Raw genomic sequence first — 21,834 nt, forward strand, 5'->3', positions numbered from 1 at the left:
GAAGGCGGACGACCCGTGGCACAGAAGGCAGTGGGCATCGACATCGGCGGCACCGGCATCAAGGGGGCGATCGTCGACGTCGAGTCGGGCGAGCTCCTGACGGACCGCCTCAAGAAGGCCACCCCCGAGGGCGGCGAGCCCGACGACATCGTCGCGGTGGTGAAGCAGATCGTCGACGAGCTCGGGCTCGACGACGACGCGATCCCGGTGGGCGTCTGCTTCCCCGCCGCCATCATGGACGGCAAGACCCTCTCGGCGGCGAACGTCTCGAAGAAGTGGATCGGCTTCGAGGCCGAGGCCCTGTTCGAGCGCACGCTCGGGCGCTCGATCCACTTCGTCAACGACGCCGACGCCGCCGGCTACGCCGAGACCCGCTACGGCGCGGCGAAGGACGTCCCCGGGCTCGTCGTCATGACGACGCTCGGCACCGGCATCGGCACGGCGCTCATCAACGACGGCGTCCTCATCGTCAACGCCGAGCTCGGCCACCTCGAGATCGGCGGCAAGGACTACGAGACGAAGGCCTCGTACGCCGCCAAGGAGCGCGACGACCTGAGCTGGAAGCACTGGGCCAAGCGGCTCCAGAAGTACTACTCGCACCTCGAGGCCCTGCTCTACCCCCGTCGCATCATCGTGGGCGGCGGCGTGTCGAAGCACCACGAGGAGTTCCTGCCCCTGCTCGACCTCCGGGCCGAGATCGTGCCGGCCGTGCTGCGCAACAACGCGGGCATCCTCGGCGCGGCGGCCCTCGCCGCGGGCTCGCAGCCCTCGGCGTAGGCGCAGGGCAGACGACGAGAGGGACCCTGGGTCGGGAGGCGCGCCTCCTGACCCAGGGTCCCTCTCGTCGTGCGGTCAGCCGCGTGCACGGCTGAGGCGGATGGGCCGGCTGATACGCCGGGTTCTGTCCCGGTGCGTGAGCACCATGGACGGCCATCTCTCTCGGGACTGCGTCGCCGCAGCCCTCTAGCGGTCTACCCGAGGACTCGGCGAGCCGCCTCGACGTCCTCTGTCTGACCTTGCTCCGGGCGAGGTTTACATAGCCGGTCGGTCACCCGAACCGCTGGTGGTCTCTTACACCGCCGTTTCACCCTTACCCCGGCGCCGCCTCTCGGCGACGACCGTGGCGGTCTGCTCTCTGTTGCACTGTCTCGCGGGTCGCCCCGGGTGGGTGTTGCCCACCGCCCTGCTCTGTGGAGCCCGGACGTTCCTCGGCGCCGCGGGGCGGACCCCGTGGCGACGCGACCGTCTTGCCGACCCATCCGCGTCGACCATGCTAGCGCGCGACGGGCACCCGGCAGGTCGTGCCGCTCAGATGCCCGACTCGCCCGTCCGTACGAGGATCGCGTCGCTGTCCGGGCAGAGCACGACGTCGTACGCGGAGGCGGCGCGCACGGCCGCGAGGTCGCTGCCGGTCAGCGTGACCCCGCTCGCGCTCGAGACGCCGCCGCGCAGCAGGGAGGCGCCGACGCCGTAGCGCGAGCGCTGGCGCTCGTAGAGGGCCAGGAGCTCGTCGGGCACGCGCGCGGCGATGGCCGCCCGGTCGGCCTCGACCTCTCGGCGCTCGACCTCGAGGCGGCCGAGCCCCGCGTCGCGACCCTCGGCCGCCTCCTGGCGGCGGGTCTCGATCTGGTCGAGCTCGGACTTGGTCAGGGCGGCGACGGCGCCGAGCGACTCGACGCGGTCCATCACCTCGAGCTGGGCGTCCTCGAGGTCGCCCTGGCGGCGGGCCAGCGCGGCGAGCTCGCCCTCGAGGGCCGCGACGTCCTTGACGGACGAGGACGACGCCAGGCGGGTGCGGTCGCGCTCGGCACGGGCGACGACCACGGCCACGTCGGACTCGATGCGCCCCAGCTCGGCCTGGGCGTCCTCCCACGCTCCCTGCTCGGACGCGAGACGGCTGCGCAGGCGGGAGGCGTCGCCGTCGACGGTGGCGAGCACGGCGATCTCGGGGAGGTTGCGGGCACGGTGCGCGAGCTGCTGCAGCGTCGTGTCGAGGGCCTGGAGGTCGAGGAGGAGAGCCTGGTCGGCGGGGCTTGCTTGGAGGGCCATGGTGCCTGCTTCGTGGTCGTGGTGCTGCGGTCGTGGCGGCGTCGCCGGGCGGCCCGGCGGCGAGGAGGCGGGGGTCGGCTACTGCACGACCGTGAAGTCCCAGGGGTCGGTGCGCAGGTCGCTGAGGGTGACCTCGACGTCGTCGAGCTCGCGTCGCAGCTGGGCCGCGGCGGTGTCGAGCCAGAGCCACTCGCTCGCCCAGTGGGAGACGTCGACGAGGGCGGGGCCCCGCCCCAGGAGCATCAGGTCGCGGGCGTCGCTCGCGGGGTGGTGCCGGAGGTCGCTCGTCAGGTAGACGTCGGCCGCCCGCACGTCGGGGTGGTCGAGCAGGGAGTCGCCCGCCCCGGCGCAGAGCGCGACGGTCTCGACGACGCGCTCGGGGTCGCCGGCGACGCGGACGCCGGAGGCGGTGGGCGGCAGGAGCTCGCCCAGCTGGCGGGCGAACGAGACGAGGCTCGTCGGACGGGGCAGCCGGCCGAAGATGCCGAGGCCGGTCGACTCCGTGGCGCCTCGCGTGACGGGCCGCTGGTCGACGAGGCCGAGCTGGTGGGCGACGGCCCGGGACGTGCCCGTCTCGACGACGTCGGCGTTCGTGTGCGCGGCGATGAGGCCGCACCCCGCTCGCACGAGCCGGGACACCACGGCCCCCTTCGTGGTGCTCTCGGCCATCGTCGTGGCGCCGCGCAGCAGCAGGGGGTGGTGGACGAGCAGGAGGTCGGCCCCGATGTCGACGGCCTCGTCGACGACCTCGAGCACGGCGTCGACGGCGAGCCGGAGGTGCGTCACCGGCTGGTCGGGATCACCGACGACGAGACCGGGGGCGTCCCAGGACTCGGCGCCCGAGAGGGGCCAGAGCCGTTCGACGACGGCGTTGACGGAGGCGAGGGTGGACACCCCGCCAGCCTAGCGGCGGGAGCTCGACCGCAGGCCCGTCGCGAGCACGGCGACGACGAACGCGGCGACGGCGGCGACGAGCAGCGCCGCGACGACGGCGACCTCGGGCGTCATGCCCGTGAAGCCCACGAGACGGACGAGCCAGCCCTGCCAGGCCAGCGAGGAGGCGGTGGTCACGAGGACGCCGTAGCCGAGCACGGCCGCGACGACGACGCCCGCCACGACGGCGGCGGGGCCGCGCGACGCGACGCGCTCGAGGTCGGCGGGCCGGTGCGCGACGGCCGACAGGGCCGCGGCTCCCCCGAGGCCGCCCGCGACGGGGACGGCCACGGTGGCGAGCACCGCCGAGACGAGCAGGGCGGAGTCTACCAGGGTGAGCACGACGGCGGCGAGGACGACGAGGAGGGCGACGGCCAGGCCCGCGAGGACGAGCCGCCTCGGGAGTCGCCCCGCCGCGGGTGCCTCGCGGGGCCCGGGTGCGGACTCGGACGCGACCGGCCGGACCGGGGCCCCGGGCACGGCGTCGGTCGTCTCGGCGCGGGCCGTGGACTCGACGGCGGTCCCGTCCGCCTGGACGGGCACGGGGCGCGACACGGCGTCGGCCAGGACGCCGTCCTCCGGCGCGGGCGGCTCGACGAGGGCGGCCGGGACGCGTGCCGGGGGCGCGACACGCGCCTCCCGGTCGCTGCTCGGCGCCGACGCGGGCGAGTCGTCGTCGTCGAGGTCCCGATCCAGGTCGAGGTCGAGGGGCAGCACGACGTCGATGACGCCGGTGAAGCGGAGGCGGGTGCGCTCGAGGGCGTCGGCGGCCTCGTCGGTGCCGACGCGGTCCATCTCGCGCGCCCAGGAGGCGAACCGGGCGGCCTCGACGCGTCGGGCCTGCAGCTGGGCCTGCACGACGGCCATCAGGTCGACGGTCGCCGTGTCGTCCAGCCGCCGCTCGACCATGCGCACGAGGACGTCGTCGTCGAGCGTGACCCGCTCGGGCGGCTGAGGGAGGGAGGGGTCGACCTCGGGGGCGAAGACCGGGAGCGTGATCGCCGACGTGTCGACGGAGTGCCGGGCGACGCTGGCGGGCCGCGGCTCGGCCGGGTCGGTGGGCACGACGTCGGCGGCGGCGTCGGCTCGGTGCGTGGGCGCGGACACGGGCCGAGGGTCGAGGCGGGCGACGCGCGGGGCGACCGCGGCCTCCGGCGCGAGGATGGTTGTCACGGGGTGGTGCTCCTGCTCGCCCGCCGGCAGGAGCGGCGACGGGGTGGGGACGACGGGGGCGGGCGACGGCGTCCGGGCGGGCCCGGCGGGTCGCGGCGAGGGCAGGCTGTCGACGGGGAACAGGTGGGCGTCCCGCTCCGTCGTGCTCGTGCTCTCGCTCATGGTCGGATCGTACGTCGGCCGCGGGCCGGCGCCGGGCGGACTCGCCGGTGCGACCGGGACATCTGGCGCCGGAGCACCCCGCCGGACGCCCCGGGCCGACCGCGTGCGCCCCCTCCGGGGGACGTCGCGCCGGACCCCGCCCCCTCCTCCGGGTCGCTCAGGGGCGATCGCGTCGGTGGTCGCCCTCGCCGGGCGGCGTCTGCCGGTCCGCAGCGGACTCGGTGACCCGCCTCGGGGCCAGGCCCCGCGCCTCCTCGTCGAGCCGTTCCGCCTCGTCGCCCGACACCGCCTCGCCCCGGGCCACCATGCCCGCGACGTCGCTCAGCGCGATCTGGGGCAGGAACAGGGCGAGCACGAAGGCGGCGGCGATGAACGGGATGAGGTAGGCGAAGACGGGTGCGAGCGCGTCGGCGTAGCCCTCGACGACCTGGCGCCGGACCGCCTCGGGCAGCTCGCCCAGGGCGGCGGGGTCGAGCGTCGCGGTGGCCTGGGCCGCGTCGCCGTTCGTCGCCCCCGCCCCCGTGAACACGCTCGTGAGGTTCTCCGTGAGCCGGCTCGTGAAGAGGGCTCCGAAGATCGCGACGCCGAGGGCCGCGCCCACCTCGCGGAAGTAGTTGTTGGTGCTCGTCGCCGTGCCGACGTCGCGGGCGTCGACCGAGTTCTGCACGACGAGCACGACGACCTGCATGATGAGCCCGAGCCCCGCCCCGAAGACCAGCAGGAACACGCAGATCAGCCAGAGGGGCGTGTCCGCGGTCAGGGTGGTGAAGAGGGCCATGGCCACGCCCGTCAGCAGGGTCCCGACGATCGGGAACACGCGGTACCGACCCGTCTTCGTGATGAGGTTCCCGGACAGGATCGACGTGCCGATGAGGCCGGCCATCATCGGCAGCAGCAGCAGGCCCGACACCGCCGCGGAGGCGCCCGACGACATCTGCAGGAACGTCGGCACGAACGCGATGGCCGAGAACATGCCGATGCCGAGCACGAAGCCCACGGACGTCGCGATGACGAACACGCGGTTGCGGAAGAACGAGAGCGGGATGATCGGGTCCTCGGCGCGCGACTCGACGAGCACGAACAGGCTGACGGCGACGAGCGCGCCTGCGCCCCAGGCCCAGGTCTCGGGGGCGCCCCAGCCGTGGTCGGCCTGGCCGCCGAACTCCGTGAAGAAGATCAGGCAGGTCGTGGCCGCCGAGAGCAGGACGACGCCGAGCCAGTCGACGCGCTTCACCGCCTTCTTGCCGGGCAGGGTGAGGGCCGTCCAGGCGATCACGAACGCCGCGACGCCGACGGGCACGTTGATGTAGAACGCCCACTGCCAGGTCAGGTGGTCGACGAAGAACCCGCCGAGCAGCGGTCCGCCGATCGCCGAGAGGCCGAAGACGGCGCCGAGCGGGCCGAGGTACTTGCCGCGTTCCGACGCGGGCACGATGTCGGCGATGACGGCCTGCGACAGGATCATCAGGCCTCCCCCGCCCAGCCCCTGGACCGCCCGGAACACCACGAAGGTCCAGAAGTCGGTCGCGAACGCGCAGCCGATGCTCGCGAGCGTGAAGATCGCGATGGCGGCGAGGAACAGCCTGCGGCGGCCGAGCACGTCGCCGAACTTGCCGTAGATCGGCATCACGATCGTCGTGGCGAGCAGGTAGGCCGTGGTGATCCAGGCCTGGTGCTCGACCCCGCCGAGCTCGCCGACGATGGTCGGCATCGCCGTCGAGACGATCGTCTGGTCGAGGCTCGACAGCAGCATGCCCGCGACGAGCGCGCCGAAGATGATCCAGATCCGTCTCTGGGTGAGGAGGAACGGCGCGTCGGCCGTCGTCGTCGTGGTGGTCATGGGCAGGTCACGGGGCCTTCCGGTCGAGCGGGGGTGCGGGGAGGACGAGGGCCCGCACCGTGGCGAGCTCCTGGTCGAGGACGTCGTCGAAGCGGTCGCCGTCGGCGCCGTCCTCGACGAAGAAGCGCTCGCAGGCGCGGCCGACGACCGCGGTGAGCAGGCCGACGACCGAGTGGAGGCGCCGGTCGTCGGGGTCGAGCGACTCGTGCGCGGCGATCGCGGCGACGAGGCGGAGGCGGTGGGCCTCGCCCTGGCGCATGACGGCGGCGAGCAGCCGCGGCTCGCGCTCGAGGGCGGCTCGGAAGGCCGCGGCTCCCTCGCGGGTGAGCCCCACGTGCCGGATCTGCGCCACGGCCAGGCGGGCGAGGTCGTCGACGACGGTCGAGAGCGGGGGGAGGCGCGGGTCGCGCCGGGAGGCCGCGTAGGCCTCGAGCACGGCGTCGTCCTCGTCGACCGCGACCCCCACGACGACGTCGTCCTTCGAGGCGAAGTGGTTGAAGAACGTGCGGCGCGAGACCCCGACGGTCGTGCAGAGCTCGTCGACCGTGAAGCCGCCGAGGCCGGACTCGGCGGTGCGCCGACGCGCCTCGTCGACGAGCGCGGCGCGCGTGCGCCGGAGGCGGTCCGCGGTCTTGCCCGTGCGGGGGACGGGGGTGGTCTGCGTGCTCACGGGGCGCCTCCTCTGCTCGTCGCGCTGTGCGGCGACGTCGCCGGAGGAGCGTGCTGCCCCGCGACGATGATTGCACCATGGGCCGGATGGTGCAACTTCACGTGTCCGGGCTGCGAACCCCGGCGGCGGAGCGGCCCCCGGGCTGACAGGATCGACCCATGACGTGGCGCAAGATCTTGAAGGCATTCCCGACGGTGATCCTGGTCGTCGACATCGTGATCAGGGTGGTCGCCGTCGTGGCCGTGCCCCGCAACCGCCGCCCGAGCTCGGCGATGGCGTGGCTGCTCGCGATCTTCGTCTCGCCGATCCCGGGCAGCGTGCTGTTCGGCCTGCTGGGCAGCTCGAAGCTGCCCCAGGACCGCCGCGACAAGCAGCGCGAGATCAACGACCGCATCCTCGCCGCCACCAAGGGCATCGACGAGGCCCACGCGGTCACGAACCCGCGCCCGCCGTGGTTCGGCACCGTCGTCACCCTCAACCGCACCCTCGGCGCGATGCCCCTGCTGCCCGGCAACACGGCCACCCTGCTGCCCGACTACGCGGAGTCCATCGCGGCGATGGCCGAGGCCGTCGACCAGGCCCAGCGCTACGTGCACGTCGAGTTCTACATCTTCACCCGCGACGAGTCGACGTTCCTCTTCTTCGAGGCCCTCGAGCGCGCGCACGCCCGGGGCGTCGCCGTCCGGGTCCTCTACGACCACTGGGCCACGATGCGCAACCCGCAGGGGCGCGTCACGCGGCAGTGGCTGCGCGACACGGGCATCCGCTTCGAGGAGATGCTGCCGTTCCGGCCGTTCCAGGGCAACTGGCGCCGCCCCGATCTGCGCAACCACCGCAAGATCGTCGTCGTCGACGGCGACGTGGCCTTCACGGGCTCGCAGAACATGACCGACCCCAGCTACAACAAGCGCGGGAACATCAAGCGCGGCCTGCAGTGGAAGGACCTCATGGTCCGCCTCGAGGGCCCCGCCGCGGTCGGCCTCAACGCCCTCTTCATCACCGACTGGTACAGCGAGACCGACGAACTACCCACGGACGCCGAGGCCGAGCCCCTGATCGAGCAGCGCCAGGGCCCCGACAGCCTCGAGTGCCAGGTCGTGCCCAGCGGACCGGGCTTCGAGGGCGAGAACAACCTCCGCCTCTTCAACGCGCTCGTCTACGGCGCGCAGGAGAGACTGATCATCGCCAGCCCGTACTTCGTGCCCGACGACTCGATGCTCTACGCCATCACCACGGCGGCCGAGCGCGGCGTCGAGGTGCAGCTCTTCGCCTGCGAGGTGGCCGACCAGTTCATGGTGTACCACGCCCAGCGGTCGTACTACGAGACGCTGCTGCGCGCCGGCGTGCGGATCTTCCTCTACGAGCGTCCCATCGTGCTGCACTCGAAGCACTTCACGGTGGACGACACCGTGGCCGTCATCGGGTCGAGCAACATGGACATGCGCTCGTTCAGCCTCAACTTCGAGGTCTCGCTCATGGTGCACGGCAAGTCGTTCGTCGACGAGGTCCGCCTCATCGAGGACGACTACCGCCGCAAGTCGCGCGAGATCACGCTCGAAGGGTGGCTGTCCCGCCCCGCCGGCCTGCAGGTGCTCGACAACGTGGCACGCCTCACCGCCTCCGTGCAGTAGCGGCGCGCCGCCGCGCCGCCCCGCCGCCCCGCCGCAGGGACGGGGCGGCAGGCCGCCGCCCGGCTCAGAGCAGGCGCTTCTCCCCCGGCCTCACGACGCGCAGCCACCGGTGCCCGTAGCCCTCGAGCTCGATCTCGACGCCGCCGCCCTCGAGAGGTCGGGCGGACCCGTCGCCGCCGAGCACGTCGACGACCTGCCACTCGTCGCTCGCGCCCGCCAGCTCGACCCGGAACGCCCGGCCGTCCGGTGCGAAGTTGTGCGCGGCGACGAGCAGGCCGAGCTCGCTGTCGACGCTGTGCGCTAGGACGCACGAGTGCGGCTGGTCGAGCACGGTCAGCTCGCCCCAGCCGATCTCGGGTGCCGCCCGGTACGCCCGCGTCAGCGACGACACGAACGCCAGCAGCGAGCCGGGGTCGTGGCGCTGCTGGGAGACGTTGACGTGCTCGGGCCCGTTGCCGCCCGTGACCACCGCCGACACGAGGGCCTCGGGAGCGGCTCCCGAGAAGCCGCCGTTCGCCTCCGCGCTCCACTGCATGGGGGTGCGGACGGCGCCGCGGCTGCCCTCGACCCCCGGGTGCTCGCCCATGCCGATCTCCTCGCCGTAGTAGAGCACCGGAGCGCCGGGCAGCGAGAACAGGAGGCTGTAGACCATGCGGACGCGGCGGGGGTCGCCCTCGAGCATCGGCGGCAGGCGGCGCGTGATGCCGCGGCCGTGGATGCGCTGGCCCTCCCGTGGCGCGAACGCCGCGAAGACCTCGCCCCGCTCGGACTCGCTCAGCTGGTCGAGGGTGAGCTCGTCGTGGTTGCGGACGAAGTTGCCCCACTGGTTGCCGCGGGCCAGGGCAGGCCGCGCCAGCAGCGCCTCCCGCAGCGGCGTCGCGTCCTGGCGCGCGAGCGACAGGTAGAGCGCCTGGTTGCCGACGAAGTCGAACTGCATCGTCAGCTCGTCGCCGTCCTCGTCGCCGAAGAAGGCGAGCTGCTCGTCGTAGGGCAGGTTGACCTCGCCGAGCAGCACGCCGTGGCCGCTGCGTCGGGACACGAAGCGCCGCAGCGTCCGGAGGAAGTCGTGCTCCGGGCCGTCGTCGCCCTCGATCAGGTGCGGCACGGCGTCGACGCGGAACCCGTCGACGCCGAGCTGCAGCCAGAACCCGATGACCTTCGCGATCTCCTCGCGGACGACCGGGTCGTCGGTCGCGAGATCGGGCTGGTGCCGGTAGAAGGAGTGCTTGTAGTACTGACCCGCCTCGTCGTCGTGGCGCCAGACGCCGTCCTCCACGTCGGGGAACATGTTCTCGGGGGCGTCGTCCGGGACGTCGTCACGCCACTGGTAGAACCGTCGGTACCGGTTGTCGGGACTGCTCCGCGCCTCCCGGAACCAGGGATGCCGGTCGGACGTGTGGTTGACCACGAGGTCGACGATCACGCGCATGCCCCGGTCGTGGGCGGTGCGCACGACCTCGACGAGGTCGCCGAGGTGGCCGTAGCGGGGGTCGACACCGTAGTGGTCCTCGATGTCGTAGCCGTTGTCCCGCTGCGGAGACGGGTAGAAGGGCGCCAGCCACAGGCAGGTCACGCCGAGCTCGGCGAGGTGGTCGAGCCGGTGCGCCAGCCCGTCGAGGTCCCCCACGCCGTCGTCGTCGAGGTCGAAGTACGTCTCGACGTCGAGGTTGTAGAAGACCGCGGTCTTCCACCACAGGTCGCTCGTGTCCGTCAGCCTCATCGTGTCTCCCGTCGTCGTCGCGCCGGCGGGACGGCGCGGAGGTCGACGGTAGGGGCCGAGCGGACGGCCTCGCCTGGCAGGCCCCGGCGAGGACCCTGCACATCCGCCTGCTCGCTGCAGGCACTGCAGGAGGTGCGGGTGCGGTCAGAGCACCCGCGACGGCGGCGAGGCGCTACCCCTGGGCCGGCAGGGCGGCCGTCTCGTCGGCCTGCGGAGACACGGCCGGCGCCCGGTCGAGGGGCTGGCCGAACGGGCGGACGTCCGCCCCGAGCCGGGCGAACAACGCGGCGAGCTCGTCGATGCGCGGGCTGTCGGGGCCCGGCCGACGGCGCCGGACCAAGTCCTCGACGTGGGCCCTCAGCTGGGCCTGGCTGGCGATGACGACGGTGCTCGCGCCCTCGTCGTCGGCCCGGGGGTCCGCGTGCACGTCGGCGTCGGGGTGCGAGTAGAGCACGGCGGTGTCGAACCACGGCTTGCGGTGCGTCTCGGCCCGGACCAGGTCGGAGATCCGCTGGGCCTGGCGTCGGACCTGCTTGCGGGGGGCGTGGCCCTGGTCGTGCGTGCGCAGCTCGAGCGACGTCAGGGAGTCGCGCTTGACCTGGACCGCGAAGGGCGGCTCGAGCGTGAGGTCGCCGAGCAGGGTCGCGAACGACGAGCCCGCGTCGCGCGGGTGCACGCCGTCGAGCACGACGCCCTTCCACCCCTTGTTCTCGATCACGAGGGCGACCGTCGGCAGGAGGAGCACGTGGTCCACCTGGGCGACGAACCGACGGGTCTTCGTGGCGTCCACGGGGACGAACACGAGATTCGTCACGAGCACGCCGTCGAGGCCGAGGTCCGTGACCGCGTCGAGCACCATCCGCCGGGAGGTCTCCTCCCACTTCGCGCCGGCCGCCACGAGCGCGCGGCTCTGCTGGGCGGAGGTCTCGGCGTCGACCCGACGCGCCTCGAGCTCGGCGAGCTCGCGGGCGTGGGCATCGGCCGCGTCGCGCGCGGCACGCTCGCGCTCGGCCGCCGCCTCCTCGAGGGCCTTCCGGTGCGCGTCCTCGCGGGTCCGGAGCGCCTCCCGCGCCGCCGCCGCACGACGCCGGAGCAGCACCAGGAGCACGATCAGCACGATGAGGAGGACGGCGGCGACCGCCCAGGGCAGGTACGTGGTCAGCTCGCTCGTGTCAGGCATGCGCCCAGGAGAACACGGCCGACGGCGGGGACGGAGGAGGCGCACCGCACCCGGGCGAGGCGGCGGCGCCCGGCGCCTAGGGACCGCCGAGCCAGTGGTCGATGCGGTGGTGGTCGGGGCTGAAGCCGTTCTGCACGCCCCAGAGCACGGCCTGGGTGCGGCTCGTCGCGCCGATCCGGCGGTAGACCGAGCGGATGTACGACTTGACCGTGTTGGGGCTGAGGTACGTCAGGGCGGCGACCTCGGCGTTGCTCTTGCCCTGGGTGATGAGGGCCAGGATCTCCGACTCCCGGTCGGTGATGCCCTCCTGCCGGCCCGGCCAGTCGAGGCCGGGCGCGCTCGGCGCCCGGCCGCGCACGTCGCTGACGACGCGCTCGCCGCGGTGCACCGCCTCGAGCGCCTCGACGAGCTCGCGGGCGGCGAGGGTCTTCGACAGGTACCCCTGCACGCCCTGGGCGAGGGCCGCCTCCACCAACTCGGGATGGAAGTTCCAGGTGTAGACGACGACCTTGCCGGCCGCGGGGTTCGCCACGAGCTCGGCGAGCTCGTGGTGGTCGGACTCGGGCTGGGCGAAGGAGTCGTACAGGACGATGTCGACCGGGTCGGACAGCGGGGTCGTGGCGTCGATCTCGGCGACGACCACCCGGTCGCGGTGCCGGTCGAACATGTGGGCGAGGCCGGCGAGCACGACGTCGTAGTCGTCGACGAGCGCGACGGTGATCGACCGGGGAGGGGCGAGGGGCATGACGTCACCATCCCACCCCGAGGGGTGTGCCGCCACACCTCCAGGGGTGGTCTGCTGAGCTGTGCGACGCCGCGGCACCGACGGTGCCCGTCGCTCACCTCTCCCGGAAGAAGAACACCGTGATCGGTCTCATCATCAGCCTGCTCGTCGTCGGCCTCATCGCAGGTTTCGTCGCCCGCGCCGTCGTCCCGGGGCGCCAGGGCCTCTCGATCGCCATGACGATCCTGCTCGGCGTCATCGGGTCGTTCGTCGGCGGGTTCCTCGGCTTCCTGCTGTTCCAGCACGACCCGACCGACGGCTTCTTCCAGCCCGCCGGCATCATCGGCTCGATCATCGGCGCGATCGTGGTCCTCGCGATCTGGGTCGCCGTCTCGGGACGCCGCACCGCCAGCCGCCGCTGAGCCCCGCCGCCCCGGTGCGGCGCCGGTCGTCGGCGTCGCATGCCGGGGTGGGCCCTGCCGGGCTCGAACCGACGACATCCACGGTGTAAACGTGGCGCTCTACCAACTGAGCTAAAGGCCCTCGCGCCGGACGGGCCGGGCGAGCAGGAGACAGGATATCGGCACGGTGCCCGCACCGCGCCTCCCGCGGGCTCAGGCGGGGACGGAGACCAGCTGGTCGAGCGCCGCGCGGTAGTCGTCGAGCGACCGAGCCTGGCCCGGCTCCGTGAGGAAGTGCTCGCGGATGACCCCGTCGACGTCGATGAGGAACGTGGCCCGGGTCGCGAAGCCCTTGTGCTCGAGGAACACGCCGTATTCCTTCGACACCTCGCCGTGCGGCCAGAAGTCGGCGAGCAGGGTGAAGTCGTAGCCCTCCTCCTCGGCGAAGGCCCGCAGCGTCGCCTTCGAGTCGACCGAGACGCCGATCAGCTCGACGCGGGCGTCCTGGAACATGGCGAGGTTGTCGCGCAGCGTGCAGAGCTCGGCGGTGCAGGTGCTCGAGAACGCGAGCGGGAAGAACACGAGGGCGACGGGTCGCACGCCGCGGTAGTCCGCCAGGCGCACGTGCTCGCCGAACTGGTTCGGCAGATCGAAGTCGGGAGCCTGGATGTCGTTCTCCAGCGCCATGAGCACGTTCCTTCCGCGTCGGTCCGGGCGACCGACGACAACACGAGCACAGATGCTACGCCTCGCGAGGGGGTCCGCGAGGACGTTCTCCCAGGGCGTGCCGAGCCACCGCCTGCGGAGGCAACTAGACTCGGCGGGTCAGTCCGTGACGACGACCCGGGACCCGGACCGCGTCGGGCTGACCGTTGCCTGCCCTCGTGGGGCGGCAGCAGTTGTCCACCACACACGAGTGATAGAGGTCAAGGGTGACGGTAAACGATCAGGATCCTTACACGGTCGACACGACCGACCAGGATCCCGAGGAGACCGCCGAGTGGAGGGAGTCGCTCGACTCCCTCGTCGCGGCACAGGGCCACGAGCGCGCACGTCAGATCATGACGAGCCTGCTGTCTCGCTCCAGCGAGCTGCACCTCGGCGTCCCGATGGTCCCGAAGACCGACTACGTGAACACGATCGCCCCCGAGGACGAGCCCGCGTTCCCCGGCGACGAGGAGATCGAGCGGCGCTACCGCCGCTGGATCCGCTGGAACGCGGCGGTCACCGTGCACCGCGCCCAGCGCCCCGGCATCTCCGTCGGCGGCCACATCTCGACCTACGCGTCGTCCGCGGCGCTCTACGAGGTCGGCTACAACCACTTCTTCCGCGGGCAGGACCACGCCGGCGGCGGCGACCAGGTCTTCTTCCAGGGGCACGCCTCCCCCGGCATGTACGCCCGGGCGTTCCTCGAGGGCCGTCTCGGCACCGACCAGCTCGACGGCTTCCGCCAGGAGAAGTCGCACCCCACGGGCGGGCTCAGCTCGTACCCGCACCCCCGCCTCATGCCGCAGTTCTGGCAGTTCCCGACCGTGTCGATGGGCCTCGGCCCCATCAACGCGATCTACCAGGCCCAGGTCGCGAAGTACCTCACGAACCGCGGCATGAAGGACGCTTCCGACCAGCAGGTCTGGGCGTTCCTCGGCGACGGCGAGATGGACGAGGTCGAGAGCCGCGGACAGCTGCAGGTCGCGGCCAACGAGGGCCTCGACAACCTGAACTTCGTCATCAACTGCAACCTGCAGCGCCTCGACGGCCCCGTCCGCGGCAACGGCAAGATCATCCAGGAGCTCGAGAGCTTCTTCCGCGGCGCCGGCTGGAACGTCATCAAGGTCGTCTGGGGCCGCGAGTGGGACGACCTGCTCGCCCGCGACACCGAGGGTGCACTGCTCAACCTCATGAACACGACGCCCGACGGCGACTTCCAGACGTACAAGGCCGAGAGCGGCGCCTACGTCCGCGAGAACTTCTTCGGCCGGGACCCGCGCGCCCTCGAGCTCGTGAAGGACTTCACGGACGACCAGGTCTGGAACCTCAAGCGGGGCGGCCACGACTACGCGAAGGTCTACGCCGCGTTCAAGGCGGCCTCGGAGCACAAGGGCCAGCCGACCGTCATCCTCGCGAAGACCGTCAAGGGCTACGGCCTCGGCCCGGCCTTCGAGGGCCGCAACGCGACCCACCAGATGAAGAAGCTGACGCTCGACAACCTCAAGCAGTTCCGGGACGAGATGCGCATCCCGATCAGCGACGCGCAGCTCGACGAAGATCCCTACCTGCCGCCCTACTACCACCCGGGAGACGGCGACGACGCGATCCAGTACCTGCACGAGCGCCGCCGCGCGCTCGGCGGCTACGTGCCCGAGCGCCGTAGCAAGTACACCCAGGTCGCGGTGCCCGAGGCGAAGTCGTACGACGTCGTCCGCAAGGGCTCGGGCAAGCAGGAGGTGGCCACCACCATGGCCTTCGCCCGCCTGCTCAAGGACCTGCTGCGCTCCCCCGACTTCGGCCACCGCATCGTCCCGATCATCCCGGACGAGGCGCGCACGTTCGGCATGGACGCCTACTTCCCGACGTCGAAGATCTACAACCCGAACGGCCAGCACTACACGTCGGTCGACCGCGAGCTGCTGCTGGCCTACAAGGAGAGCCCCCAGGGCCAGCTCCTGCACGTCGGCATCAACGAGGCCGGCGCGTTCGCGGCCTTCACGGCCGTCGGCACGTCGTACTCGACGCAGGGCGAGCCGCTCATCCCGGTCTACGTCTTCTACTCGATGTTCGGGTTCCAGCGCACGGGCGACGCCATGTGGGCCGCGGGCGACCAGATGGCCCGCGGGTTCATCATCGGCGCGACCGCCGGCCGCACGACGCTGACCGGCGAGGGCCTGCAGCACGCCGACGGCCACTCGCTGCTGCTCGCGTCGACCAACCCCGCGGTCGTCTCGTACGACCCAGCGTACGGCTACGAGCTCGGCCACATCGTCAAGGCCGGCATGGACCGCATGTACGGGACGAACGAGGACGGCACGCCGGCCCACGACGACCCGAACGTCATGTACTACGTCACCGTCTACAACGAGCCGATGCAGCAGCCCGCCGAGCCGGAGGACCTCGACGTCGACGGCGTCGTGCGCGGCATCTACAAGCTCAAGGGCGCCGAGAACCTGGGCCCCCGCGCCCAGCTGCTCGCGTCCGGCGTGGGCGTCCGCTGGGCCCTCGAGGCCCAGCAGCTGCTCGCCGACGACTGGAACGTGGCCGCCGACGTGTGGAGCGTCACCTCGTGGAACGAGCTGCGCCGCGACGGCCTCGAGGCCGAGGAGCACAACTTCCTCAACCCGAGCGCCGAGCCCCGCACGCCCTACGTCACCGAGAAGCTGCGCGGCGCCGAGGGCCCCGTCGTCGCGACGAGCGACTTCATGGCCGCCGTGCCCGACCAGATCCGCGAGTTCGTGCCGGGCGACTACCTGACGCTGGGCGCCGACGGCTTCGGCTTCTCGGACACGCGTGCCGCCGCCCGTCGGTTCTTCAAGATCGACGGCCCCTCGATGGTGGTCCGCACGCTCCAGGCGCTCGCGCGTCGGGGCGACGTCGACCGTAGCGTCGTCCAGCAGGCGATCGATCGCTACCAGCTGCACGACGTGACGGCCGGCACCAGCGGCACCGCCGGCGGGGAGAGCTGACGACCGCGTGAGCGCAGAGCGGGTGCCCGCCTCGCCCATGGAGCCGTCCGCGGCCACGAAGGAGCGCACGCTCGCGTGGCTGCGGACGGTCTCGGGCGAGCTGTCGACGGCGACCATCAAGCGCCTCGAAGAGACGCTGCCCTGGTACGGCGACATGCCGCCCGGGCGGCGCTCCGCCGTGGGGCTGGTCGCACAGGCGGGCATCACGTCGTTCATCAGCTGGTTCGACGACCCGCGGTCGACCCCCTGGATCGCGGCCGACGTCTTCGGCGCCGCCCCCCGCGAGCTGCTCCGCTCGATCAGCCTGCAGCAGACCCTGCAGCTCATCCGGGTCACCGTGGAGGTGGTGGAGGAGCGGGTCAAGGACGGCGACGACAGCCTCCGCGAGGCGATCCTGCTGTACTCCCGCGAGATCGCATTCGCCTCGGCCGACGTGTACGCGCGGGCGGCCGAGGCCCGCGGGCTCTGGGACGCCCGTCTCGAGGCGCTCGTCGTCGACTCGATCCTCAGCGGCGAGTACGACGACGAGCTGCCGAGCCGCATCGCCGCTCTCGGCTGGCACGGGCACGGGGAGGTCTCCGTGCTGGTGGGGACGGCCCCGCGCATGCTCGACGTCGACCAGCTGCGGCGCACCGCCCGCCACCTCGACGCCGACGTGCTCATCGGGGTCCAGGGCAGCCGTCTCGTCCTCGTCATCGGGCGTGCCGAGCAGGAGACCGACGAGAACGGCCGGTCGACGTCACAGCCCCCGTTCACCGACATCGCGTCGGCCCTCGAGCCCGGCTTCGGCGAGGGGCACCTCGTCCTCGGCCACGAGGTGCCGAGCCTGGTCGAGGCGTCCCACAGCGCGAAGGCCGCCCTCGCGGGCTTCGCCGTGGCCCGGTCGTGGCGGAACGCGCCCCGGCCGGTGCTCGCCGACGACCTGCTCCCCGAGCGGGCCCTCGCCGGCGACCCCCTGGCCCGGTCGACGCTCGTCAACCGGATCTACAAGCCGCTCAAGACCCACTCGACCGAGCTGCTCACCACCCTGTGGTGCTACCTCGACAACGGCCGGTCGCTCGAGGCCACGGCCCGGGAGCTCTTCGTGCACCCCAACACCGTGCGCTACCGCCTCAAGCGCGTCTCCGACGTGATCGGGTGGGACGCCACCGGGTCGCGGGAGGCGATCGTGCTGCAGTCCGCCCTCATCCTCGGGTCGATCTCCGATCCCGACGGGCAGGCCACGCGACGACGCTAGGGGTCGCCCGACTGTGGTGACCGACAGTGTCCTCGACGATCTTTGGTCGAGTTGCTCCACACGACGGGCCCGGGTCGTTGGCATGATGGACCGGTGATCGTCGTCGTAGCGCCCGGACAGGGCTCCCAGTCCCCCGGATTCCTCGAGCCCTGGCTCGAGGACCCCGACCAGCGCCGACTCCTCGAGTCGCTCTCGGCCGCGGCGGGCGTCGACCTCGTCGCCCACGGCACGACGTCCGACGCCGACACCATCCGCGACACGGCCGTCGCTCAGCCCCTCATCGTCGCCGCGGGGGTCCTCACCGCGAACGCCCTCTTCTCGCGGGTCGACCGCGCCAGGGTCGGCGGTGTGGCCGGCCACTCCGTCGGCGAGTTCACCGCGGCGGCCGTCGCGGGCGTCCTCGCCGACGACGACGCCGTCCGGCTCGTCGCCGAGCGCGGCCGCGCCATGGCCGAGGCCGCCTCCGTCGTCGAGACCGGCATGAGCGCCGTCCTCGGCGGCGACGAGGCCGAGCTCACGGCCCGCCTCGAGGCGCTCGGCCTCACGGCCGCCAACCACAACGGCGGCGGCCAGGTCGTCGTCGCCGGCGAGCTCGAGGCGCTCCGTGCCCTCGCGGCCGACCCGCCCGCCAAGAGCCGCGTCGTGCCGTTGCAGGTCGCCGGCGCGTTCCACACCCGCTTCATGGAGCCGGCCGTCGAGCGCCTCCGCACCGCCGCCTCCTCGGTCACCGCCTCCGACCCGTCGCTGCGGCTGTGGACGAACGCCGACGGCGGACTCGTCGAGTCCGGCGACCGGTTCGTCGAGCTGCTCGTCGGACAGGTGTCGTCGCCCGTCCGCTGGGACGCCGTCATGGCCTCGTTCGCCGACGCCGGCGTCACCGGCATCGTCGAGCTCGCCCCCGCGGGCGCCCTCACCGGCCTCGCCAAGCGCGCGCTGCGCGGAGTCCCCTCCGTCGCCGTCAAGACACCCGACGACCTCCAGGCCGCCGTCGACCTCCTCGAGGGAGCAGAATGACCACCCCCCAGCTCAAGCAGAACCACGGCGCCGAGTACACGCGCATCCTCGGCATGGGAGCCGCACGCGGCGACCAGGTCGTGCCGAACGCCGACATCGTCGAGCCGATCGACTCGTCCGACGAGTGGATCCAGCAGCGCACCGGCGTCGTGACCCGGGTCCGTGCGTCGTCCGACGTGAAGGTCGTCGACCTCGCCGAGACCGCCGCCCGCGAGGCCATCGAGAAGGCCGGCATCCGGGCCGAGCAGATCGGCGCCGTCCTCGTGTCGACCGTCACCAGCGGCGTCGCGACCCCGTCCGTGGCCTCGCTGCTGGCCGAGAAGATCGGGGCGAAGCCCGCCGCGGCCTACGACATCTCGGCCGCGTGCGCCGGCTACGCCTACGGCATCGCGCAGGCCGACTCGTTCGTCAAGTCGGGTCTCGCCGAGTACGTGCTCGTCGTCGGCGCCGAGAAGCTCAGCGACTTCATCGACCCGACCGACCGCACCATCTCGTTCCTCCTCGGCGACGGCGCCGGGGCCGCGGTCGTCGGCCCGAGCGACACGCCCGGCATCGCCCCCACCGTCTGGGGCAGCGACGGGTCGAAGTGGGACGCGATCCGCATGACGAACACCATGCAGGAGTACCGCGCCGGTGCCGGCGACGTCGCCTGGCCCACCCTGCGGCAGGAGGGCCAGACGGTCTTCCGCTGGGCCGTGTGGGAGATGGTCAAGGTCGCCAAGGAGGCGCTCGACCGCGCCGGGGTCACGAGCGACCAGCTCGCCGCCTTCGTGCCCCACCAGGCGAACATGCGCATCGTCGACGAGTTCGCCAAGCAGCTCGGCCTGCCCGACACGGTCGTCATCGCGCGCGACATCGCGACCACCGGCAACACGTCGGCCGCCAGCATCCCGCTCGCGACCCACCGCCTGCTCGAGGAGCACCCCGAGCTGAGCGGCGGCCTGTCGCTGCAGATCGGCTTCGGCGCGGGCCTCGTCTTCGGCGCCCAGGTGGTCGTGCTCCCGTAGCGCGCCGCGACGGCCCGCCGCCACCGCCCTGTATAGGCTTTACCCCGGTCACCACGACACCCCCTCAAGGAGAACACACCATGGCACTGTCCACCGAAGAAGTCCTCGCCGGCCTGGCCGAGCTCGTCAACGACGAGACGGGCATCGCGACCGACACCGTCGAGATGGACAAGTCGTTCACGGACGACCTGGACATCGACTCCATCTCGATGATGACCATCGTGGTCAACGCCGAGGAGAAGTTCGACGTGAAGATCCCCGACGACGAGGTCAAGAACCTCAAGACCGTCGGCGACGCCGTCACCTTCATCACCAAGGCACAGGACTAGACGTCGGCGGCCCGGCCGCCCCTCGGGGCGGCCGGGCCCGTCCGTCCCCCTCGCGACGAGGTCCTGTCGCGGGACGTACCGTCTCTCCAGGAGAATCGTCATGACCAAGAAGATCGTCGTCACCGGCCTCGGTGGCACCTCACCCCTCGGCGGCACCGCCGCCGACAGCTGGACCGCCCTCCTCGCCGGCGAGTCGGGCATCACCACCCTCGAGCAAGAGTGGGTCGCGAAGTACGAGCTGCCCGTCACCATCGCCGGCCAGGCCCGCGTGCCGTCCGCCGACGTGCTCGACCGTCGCGAGACCAAGCGCCTCGACCCGTCGAGCCAGTTCGCCCTGACCGCGGCGCGCGAGGCCTGGGCCGACGCCGGGTCGCCCGACGTCGTGCCCGAGCGCTTCATCGTCGACTGGGCCACCGGCATCGGCGGCGTCTGGACGCTGCTCGACGCGTGGGACACCCTGCGCGAGAAGGGCCCGCGTCGCGTCCTGCCGATGACCGTCCCGATGCTCATGCCGAACGGCCCCGCCGCGGCCATCTCGATGGGGCTCGGCGCACGGGCCGGCGCCCGCACGGTCGTGTCGGCCTGCGCCTCCAGCACCGAATCCATCGCCATGGCCTACGAGCACCTGCAGTCCGGTCTCGCCGACATCGCCGTCGCCGGCGGCTCCGAGGCCGCCATCCACCCGATGCCGCTCGCGTCGTTCGCCGCCATGCAGGCGCTCTCGAAGCGGAACGACGACCCGGCCACCGCCTCCCGCCCGTACGACGTGACGCGCGACGGCTTCGTGCTCGGCGAAGGAGGCGCGGCGCTCGTCCTCGAGACCGAGGAGCACGCCCTCGCCCGCGGCGCCCGCATCTACGCCGAGCTGATCGGCGGAGCGGTCACGAGCGACTCGTACCACATCACGGCACCCGACCCCGAGGGCACCGGCGCCGCCCGGGCGGTCATCACGACCCTCGAGAACGCCGGGGTCGAGCGCGACCAGGTCGTGCACGTCAACGCCCACGCCACGAGCACCCCCGTCGGCGACATCGCCGAGTACCACGCCATCAAGCGCGTCTTCGGCGACCACACGTCGAAGCTCATCGTCTCGGCCACGAAGTCGTCCACGGGCCACCTGCTCGGCGGTGCCGGGGCCATCGAGGCGCTCTTCACCGTCAAGGCGCTGCACGAGCGCCTCGCCCCGCCCACGATCAACGTCACGCAGATGGACGACGAGATCGACCTCGACGTGGTCGTCGGCGAGCCCCGCCGTCTGCCCGACGGCGAGATCGTCGCGATCAGCAACTCGTTCGGCTTCGGCGGGCACAACGCCGTCGTCGCGTTCCGTTCGGTCTAGGTTCCGCGCGTCCTGGGCGACGCACGACGAAGGCCGGTGCCCCTCGGGGCACCGGCCTTCGTCGTCCGCCTTGGGCGCCGAGACGGGTGTCACCGTCCGGCCAGGCGGTCAGCCGACCTTGTGCAGCCAGACGACGGGGTTGCCCTCGCCGCTGTAGCGGAACGGCTCGAGCTCGTCGTCCCACGCCTGCCCGAGTGCCAGGCGCAGCTCGCGGTGCAGCTCGAGGGTGTTCGAGCCCGCGATGTCGAGCGCGTAGCGGATGCGGTCCTCGGGCACGACCGTGTTGCCGGCCGTGTCGGTCTGGGCGAAGAAGACGCCGAGGTCCGGGGTGTGCATCCACCGGCCGCCGTCGTTCGCGGGGCCGGGATCTTCGGTGACCTCGTAGCGGAGGTGCTCCCAGCCGCGCAGGGCCGAGGCGATGCGGGCGCCCGCGCCCTCGTCGCCCTGCCACGAGAACTCCGTGCGCTGGGCGCCGGACAGCACGGGCTGCGCCACCCAGGCGAAGTTCACGGCGTGCCCGAGGGCTCGACCGACAGCCCACTCGACATGCGGGCACAGTGCACGAGGGGACGAGTGCACGAAGAGCACTCCCCTAGCCGTTGCAGCAGCCACGATTCCTCCATCCGTTAGGTGCGACTTCCCCATCGACCTGTGGACACGTGGACCGTGTGCGTGCTCTCGTGCGTGTTCGGTTGTGGCAGACCTGGGCCTGCACCCTCGATCATGACAGACGCCACCTGGACGTCAC

Annotated in this window: 19 protein-coding genes, 1 tRNA gene and 1 other RNA gene; 9 read left to right on the forward strand and 12 right to left on the reverse strand. The window is 72.3% G+C overall.

The features are described from left to right. The first annotated feature begins 15 nt into the window (after positions 1-15). Complete coding sequence (gene ppgK / locus FHR78_RS01480; protein ID WP_166758747.1) at positions 16-777, forward strand: polyphosphate--glucose phosphotransferase; 762 nt, start codon at positions 16-18, stop codon at positions 775-777. Between the two features lie 97 nt (positions 778-874). On the opposite strand, the gene rnpB is transcribed toward ppgK, so the two are convergent. From rnpB to FHR78_RS01510, 6 genes are all read right to left on the reverse strand, one after another. Continuing rightward, positions 875-1,258: RNase P RNA component class A (gene rnpB, locus FHR78_RS01485), an RNA gene on the reverse strand. Positions 1,259-1,308: 50 nt separating this feature from the next. After that, positions 1,309-2,049 (reverse strand): zinc ribbon domain-containing protein, encoded by a 741-nt coding sequence (locus tag FHR78_RS01490; protein ID WP_166758748.1) that lies wholly within the window; start codon positions 2,047-2,049, stop codon positions 1,309-1,311. Between the two features lie 78 nt (positions 2,050-2,127). Then, entirely contained in the window at positions 2,128-2,943 is an 816-nt protein-coding gene (locus FHR78_RS01495; RefSeq protein ID WP_166758749.1) for a Nif3-like dinuclear metal center hexameric protein, read from the reverse strand. A 9-nt stretch (positions 2,944-2,952) separates the two neighbouring features. Further along, positions 2,953-4,317 carry a hypothetical protein gene (locus tag FHR78_RS01500; protein ID WP_166758750.1) on the reverse strand — a complete coding sequence of 455 codons (1,365 nt, stop codon included), beginning with the start codon at positions 4,315-4,317 and terminating at the stop codon, positions 2,953-2,955. Between the two features lie 157 nt (positions 4,318-4,474). Further along, positions 4,475-6,157 (reverse strand): MDR family MFS transporter, encoded by a 1,683-nt coding sequence (locus FHR78_RS01505; RefSeq protein WP_166758751.1) that lies wholly within the window; start codon positions 6,155-6,157, stop codon positions 4,475-4,477. 7 nt (positions 6,158-6,164) lie between these two features. Then, positions 6,165-6,827 carry a TetR/AcrR family transcriptional regulator gene (locus FHR78_RS01510; protein WP_347877999.1) on the reverse strand — a complete coding sequence of 221 codons (663 nt, stop codon included), beginning with the start codon at positions 6,825-6,827 and terminating at the stop codon, positions 6,165-6,167. Positions 6,828-6,985: 158 nt separating this feature from the next. Here FHR78_RS01510 and cls point away from each other — a divergent pair, with 158 nt between their 5' ends. Then, on the forward strand, positions 6,986-8,458 hold the full coding sequence (cls, locus tag FHR78_RS01515; protein ID WP_166758753.1) for a cardiolipin synthase: 1,473 nt from the start codon (positions 6,986-6,988) through the stop codon (positions 8,456-8,458). Between the two features lie 64 nt (positions 8,459-8,522). On the opposite strand, the gene FHR78_RS01520 is transcribed toward cls, so the two are convergent. The 3 genes from FHR78_RS01520 to FHR78_RS01530 all read right to left on the reverse strand — a co-directional run bounded on the left by FHR78_RS01520 (position 8,523) and on the right by FHR78_RS01530 (position 12,103). Further along, positions 8,523-10,178 carry an alpha-amylase family protein gene (locus FHR78_RS01520; protein ID WP_166758754.1) on the reverse strand — a complete coding sequence of 552 codons (1,656 nt, stop codon included), beginning with the start codon at positions 10,176-10,178 and terminating at the stop codon, positions 8,523-8,525. 172 nt (positions 10,179-10,350) lie between these two features. Beyond that, complete coding sequence (locus FHR78_RS01525) at positions 10,351-11,358, reverse strand: nuclease-related domain-containing protein (RefSeq protein ID WP_166758755.1); 1,008 nt, start codon at positions 11,356-11,358, stop codon at positions 10,351-10,353. A gap of 76 nt (positions 11,359-11,434) precedes the next feature. Beyond that, positions 11,435-12,103, reverse strand: coding sequence for a response regulator transcription factor (locus tag FHR78_RS01530; RefSeq protein WP_166758756.1), 669 nt, complete (start codon positions 12,101-12,103; stop codon positions 11,435-11,437). A gap of 119 nt (positions 12,104-12,222) precedes the next feature. Here FHR78_RS01530 and FHR78_RS01535 point away from each other — a divergent pair, with 119 nt between their 5' ends. Next, complete coding sequence (locus FHR78_RS01535) at positions 12,223-12,504, forward strand: GlsB/YeaQ/YmgE family stress response membrane protein (RefSeq protein WP_166758757.1); 282 nt, start codon at positions 12,223-12,225, stop codon at positions 12,502-12,504. Between the two features lie 48 nt (positions 12,505-12,552). On the opposite strand, the gene FHR78_RS01540 is transcribed toward FHR78_RS01535, so the two are convergent. Together FHR78_RS01540 and FHR78_RS01545 are read right to left on the reverse strand one after the other, a co-directional pair. After that, a tRNA-Val gene (locus tag FHR78_RS01540) sits at positions 12,553-12,625 on the reverse strand. Between the two features lie 71 nt (positions 12,626-12,696). Beyond that, positions 12,697-13,170, reverse strand: coding sequence for a peroxiredoxin (locus FHR78_RS01545; protein WP_166758758.1), 474 nt, complete (start codon positions 13,168-13,170; stop codon positions 12,697-12,699). A 245-nt stretch (positions 13,171-13,415) separates the two neighbouring features. Here FHR78_RS01545 and aceE point away from each other — a divergent pair, with 245 nt between their 5' ends. The 6 genes from aceE (at position 13,416) to FHR78_RS01575 (ending at position 21,086) form a co-directional block, all read left to right on the forward strand. Next, positions 13,416-16,160, forward strand: a complete 2,745-nt coding sequence (aceE, locus tag FHR78_RS01550; protein ID WP_166758759.1) for a pyruvate dehydrogenase (acetyl-transferring), homodimeric type — start codon at positions 13,416-13,418, stop codon at positions 16,158-16,160. Positions 16,161-16,197: 37 nt separating this feature from the next. After that, the gene (locus FHR78_RS01555; protein WP_166759652.1) at positions 16,198-17,397 is read left to right on the forward strand and encodes a PucR family transcriptional regulator; all 1,200 of its coding nucleotides are present in this window, start codon (positions 16,198-16,200) and stop codon (positions 17,395-17,397) included. Between the two features lie 93 nt (positions 17,398-17,490). Next, on the forward strand, positions 17,491-18,411 hold the full coding sequence (locus FHR78_RS01560; RefSeq protein ID WP_166758760.1) for an acyltransferase domain-containing protein: 921 nt from the start codon (positions 17,491-17,493) through the stop codon (positions 18,409-18,411). After that, the gene (locus FHR78_RS01565) at positions 18,408-19,418 is read left to right on the forward strand and encodes a beta-ketoacyl-ACP synthase III (protein ID WP_166758761.1); all 1,011 of its coding nucleotides are present in this window, start codon (positions 18,408-18,410) and stop codon (positions 19,416-19,418) included. The genes FHR78_RS01560 and FHR78_RS01565 overlap by 4 nt, the downstream gene beginning before the upstream one ends. 80 nt (positions 19,419-19,498) lie before the next feature. Further along, entirely contained in the window at positions 19,499-19,747 is a 249-nt protein-coding gene (locus FHR78_RS01570; RefSeq protein ID WP_166758762.1) for an acyl carrier protein, read from the forward strand. Between the two features lie 100 nt (positions 19,748-19,847). Beyond that, positions 19,848-21,086: a beta-ketoacyl-[acyl-carrier-protein] synthase family protein gene (locus FHR78_RS01575; RefSeq protein ID WP_166758763.1), complete on the forward strand. Its 1,239-nt coding sequence runs from the start codon at positions 19,848-19,850 to the stop codon at positions 21,084-21,086. Positions 21,087-21,194: 108 nt separating this feature from the next. On the opposite strand, the gene FHR78_RS01580 is transcribed toward FHR78_RS01575, so the two are convergent. Next, positions 21,195-21,731, reverse strand: coding sequence for a DUF3145 domain-containing protein (locus tag FHR78_RS01580; protein ID WP_166758764.1), 537 nt, complete (start codon positions 21,729-21,731; stop codon positions 21,195-21,197). Between the last annotated feature and the right edge of the window lie 103 nt (positions 21,732-21,834).

Source organism: Frigoribacterium faeni (assembly GCF_011761235.1).
GTDB classification, from domain to species: Bacteria; Actinomycetota; Actinomycetes; order Actinomycetales; family Microbacteriaceae; genus Frigoribacterium; species Frigoribacterium faeni_A.

Excerpts from the sequence above, each read along its gene's own strand:
- FHR78_RS01490 (WP_166758748.1), bottom strand. The coding sequence starts at position 2,049 with ATGGCCCTCCAAGCAAGCCCCGCCGACCAGGCTCTCCTCCTCGACCTC.
- FHR78_RS01505 (WP_166758751.1), bottom strand. The coding sequence starts at position 6,157 with ATGACCACCACGACGACGACGGCCGACGCGCCGTTCCTCCTCACCCAG.
- FHR78_RS01545 (WP_166758758.1), bottom strand. The coding sequence starts at position 13,170 with ATGGCGCTGGAGAACGACATCCAGGCTCCCGACTTCGATCTGCCGAAC.
- cls (WP_166758753.1), top strand. The coding sequence starts at position 6,986 with ATGACGTGGCGCAAGATCTTGAAGGCATTCCCGACGGTGATCCTGGTC.
- FHR78_RS01580 (WP_166758764.1), bottom strand. The coding sequence starts at position 21,731 with ATGGGGAAGTCGCACCTAACGGATGGAGGAATCGTGGCTGCTGCAACG.
- FHR78_RS01575 (WP_166758763.1), top strand. The coding sequence starts at position 19,848 with ATGACCAAGAAGATCGTCGTCACCGGCCTCGGTGGCACCTCACCCCTC.
- FHR78_RS01555 (WP_166759652.1), top strand. The coding sequence starts at position 16,198 with ATGGAGCCGTCCGCGGCCACGAAGGAGCGCACGCTCGCGTGGCTGCGG.
- FHR78_RS01500 (WP_166758750.1), bottom strand. The coding sequence starts at position 4,317 with ATGAGCGAGAGCACGAGCACGACGGAGCGGGACGCCCACCTGTTCCCC.
- FHR78_RS01525 (WP_166758755.1), bottom strand. The coding sequence starts at position 11,358 with ATGCCTGACACGAGCGAGCTGACCACGTACCTGCCCTGGGCGGTCGCC.
- FHR78_RS01565 (WP_166758761.1), top strand. The coding sequence starts at position 18,408 with ATGACCACCCCCCAGCTCAAGCAGAACCACGGCGCCGAGTACACGCGC.
- FHR78_RS01520 (WP_166758754.1), bottom strand. The coding sequence starts at position 10,178 with ATGAGGCTGACGGACACGAGCGACCTGTGGTGGAAGACCGCGGTCTTC.
- FHR78_RS01530 (WP_166758756.1), bottom strand. The coding sequence starts at position 12,103 with ATGCCCCTCGCCCCTCCCCGGTCGATCACCGTCGCGCTCGTCGACGAC.
- FHR78_RS01570 (WP_166758762.1), top strand. The coding sequence starts at position 19,499 with ATGGCACTGTCCACCGAAGAAGTCCTCGCCGGCCTGGCCGAGCTCGTC.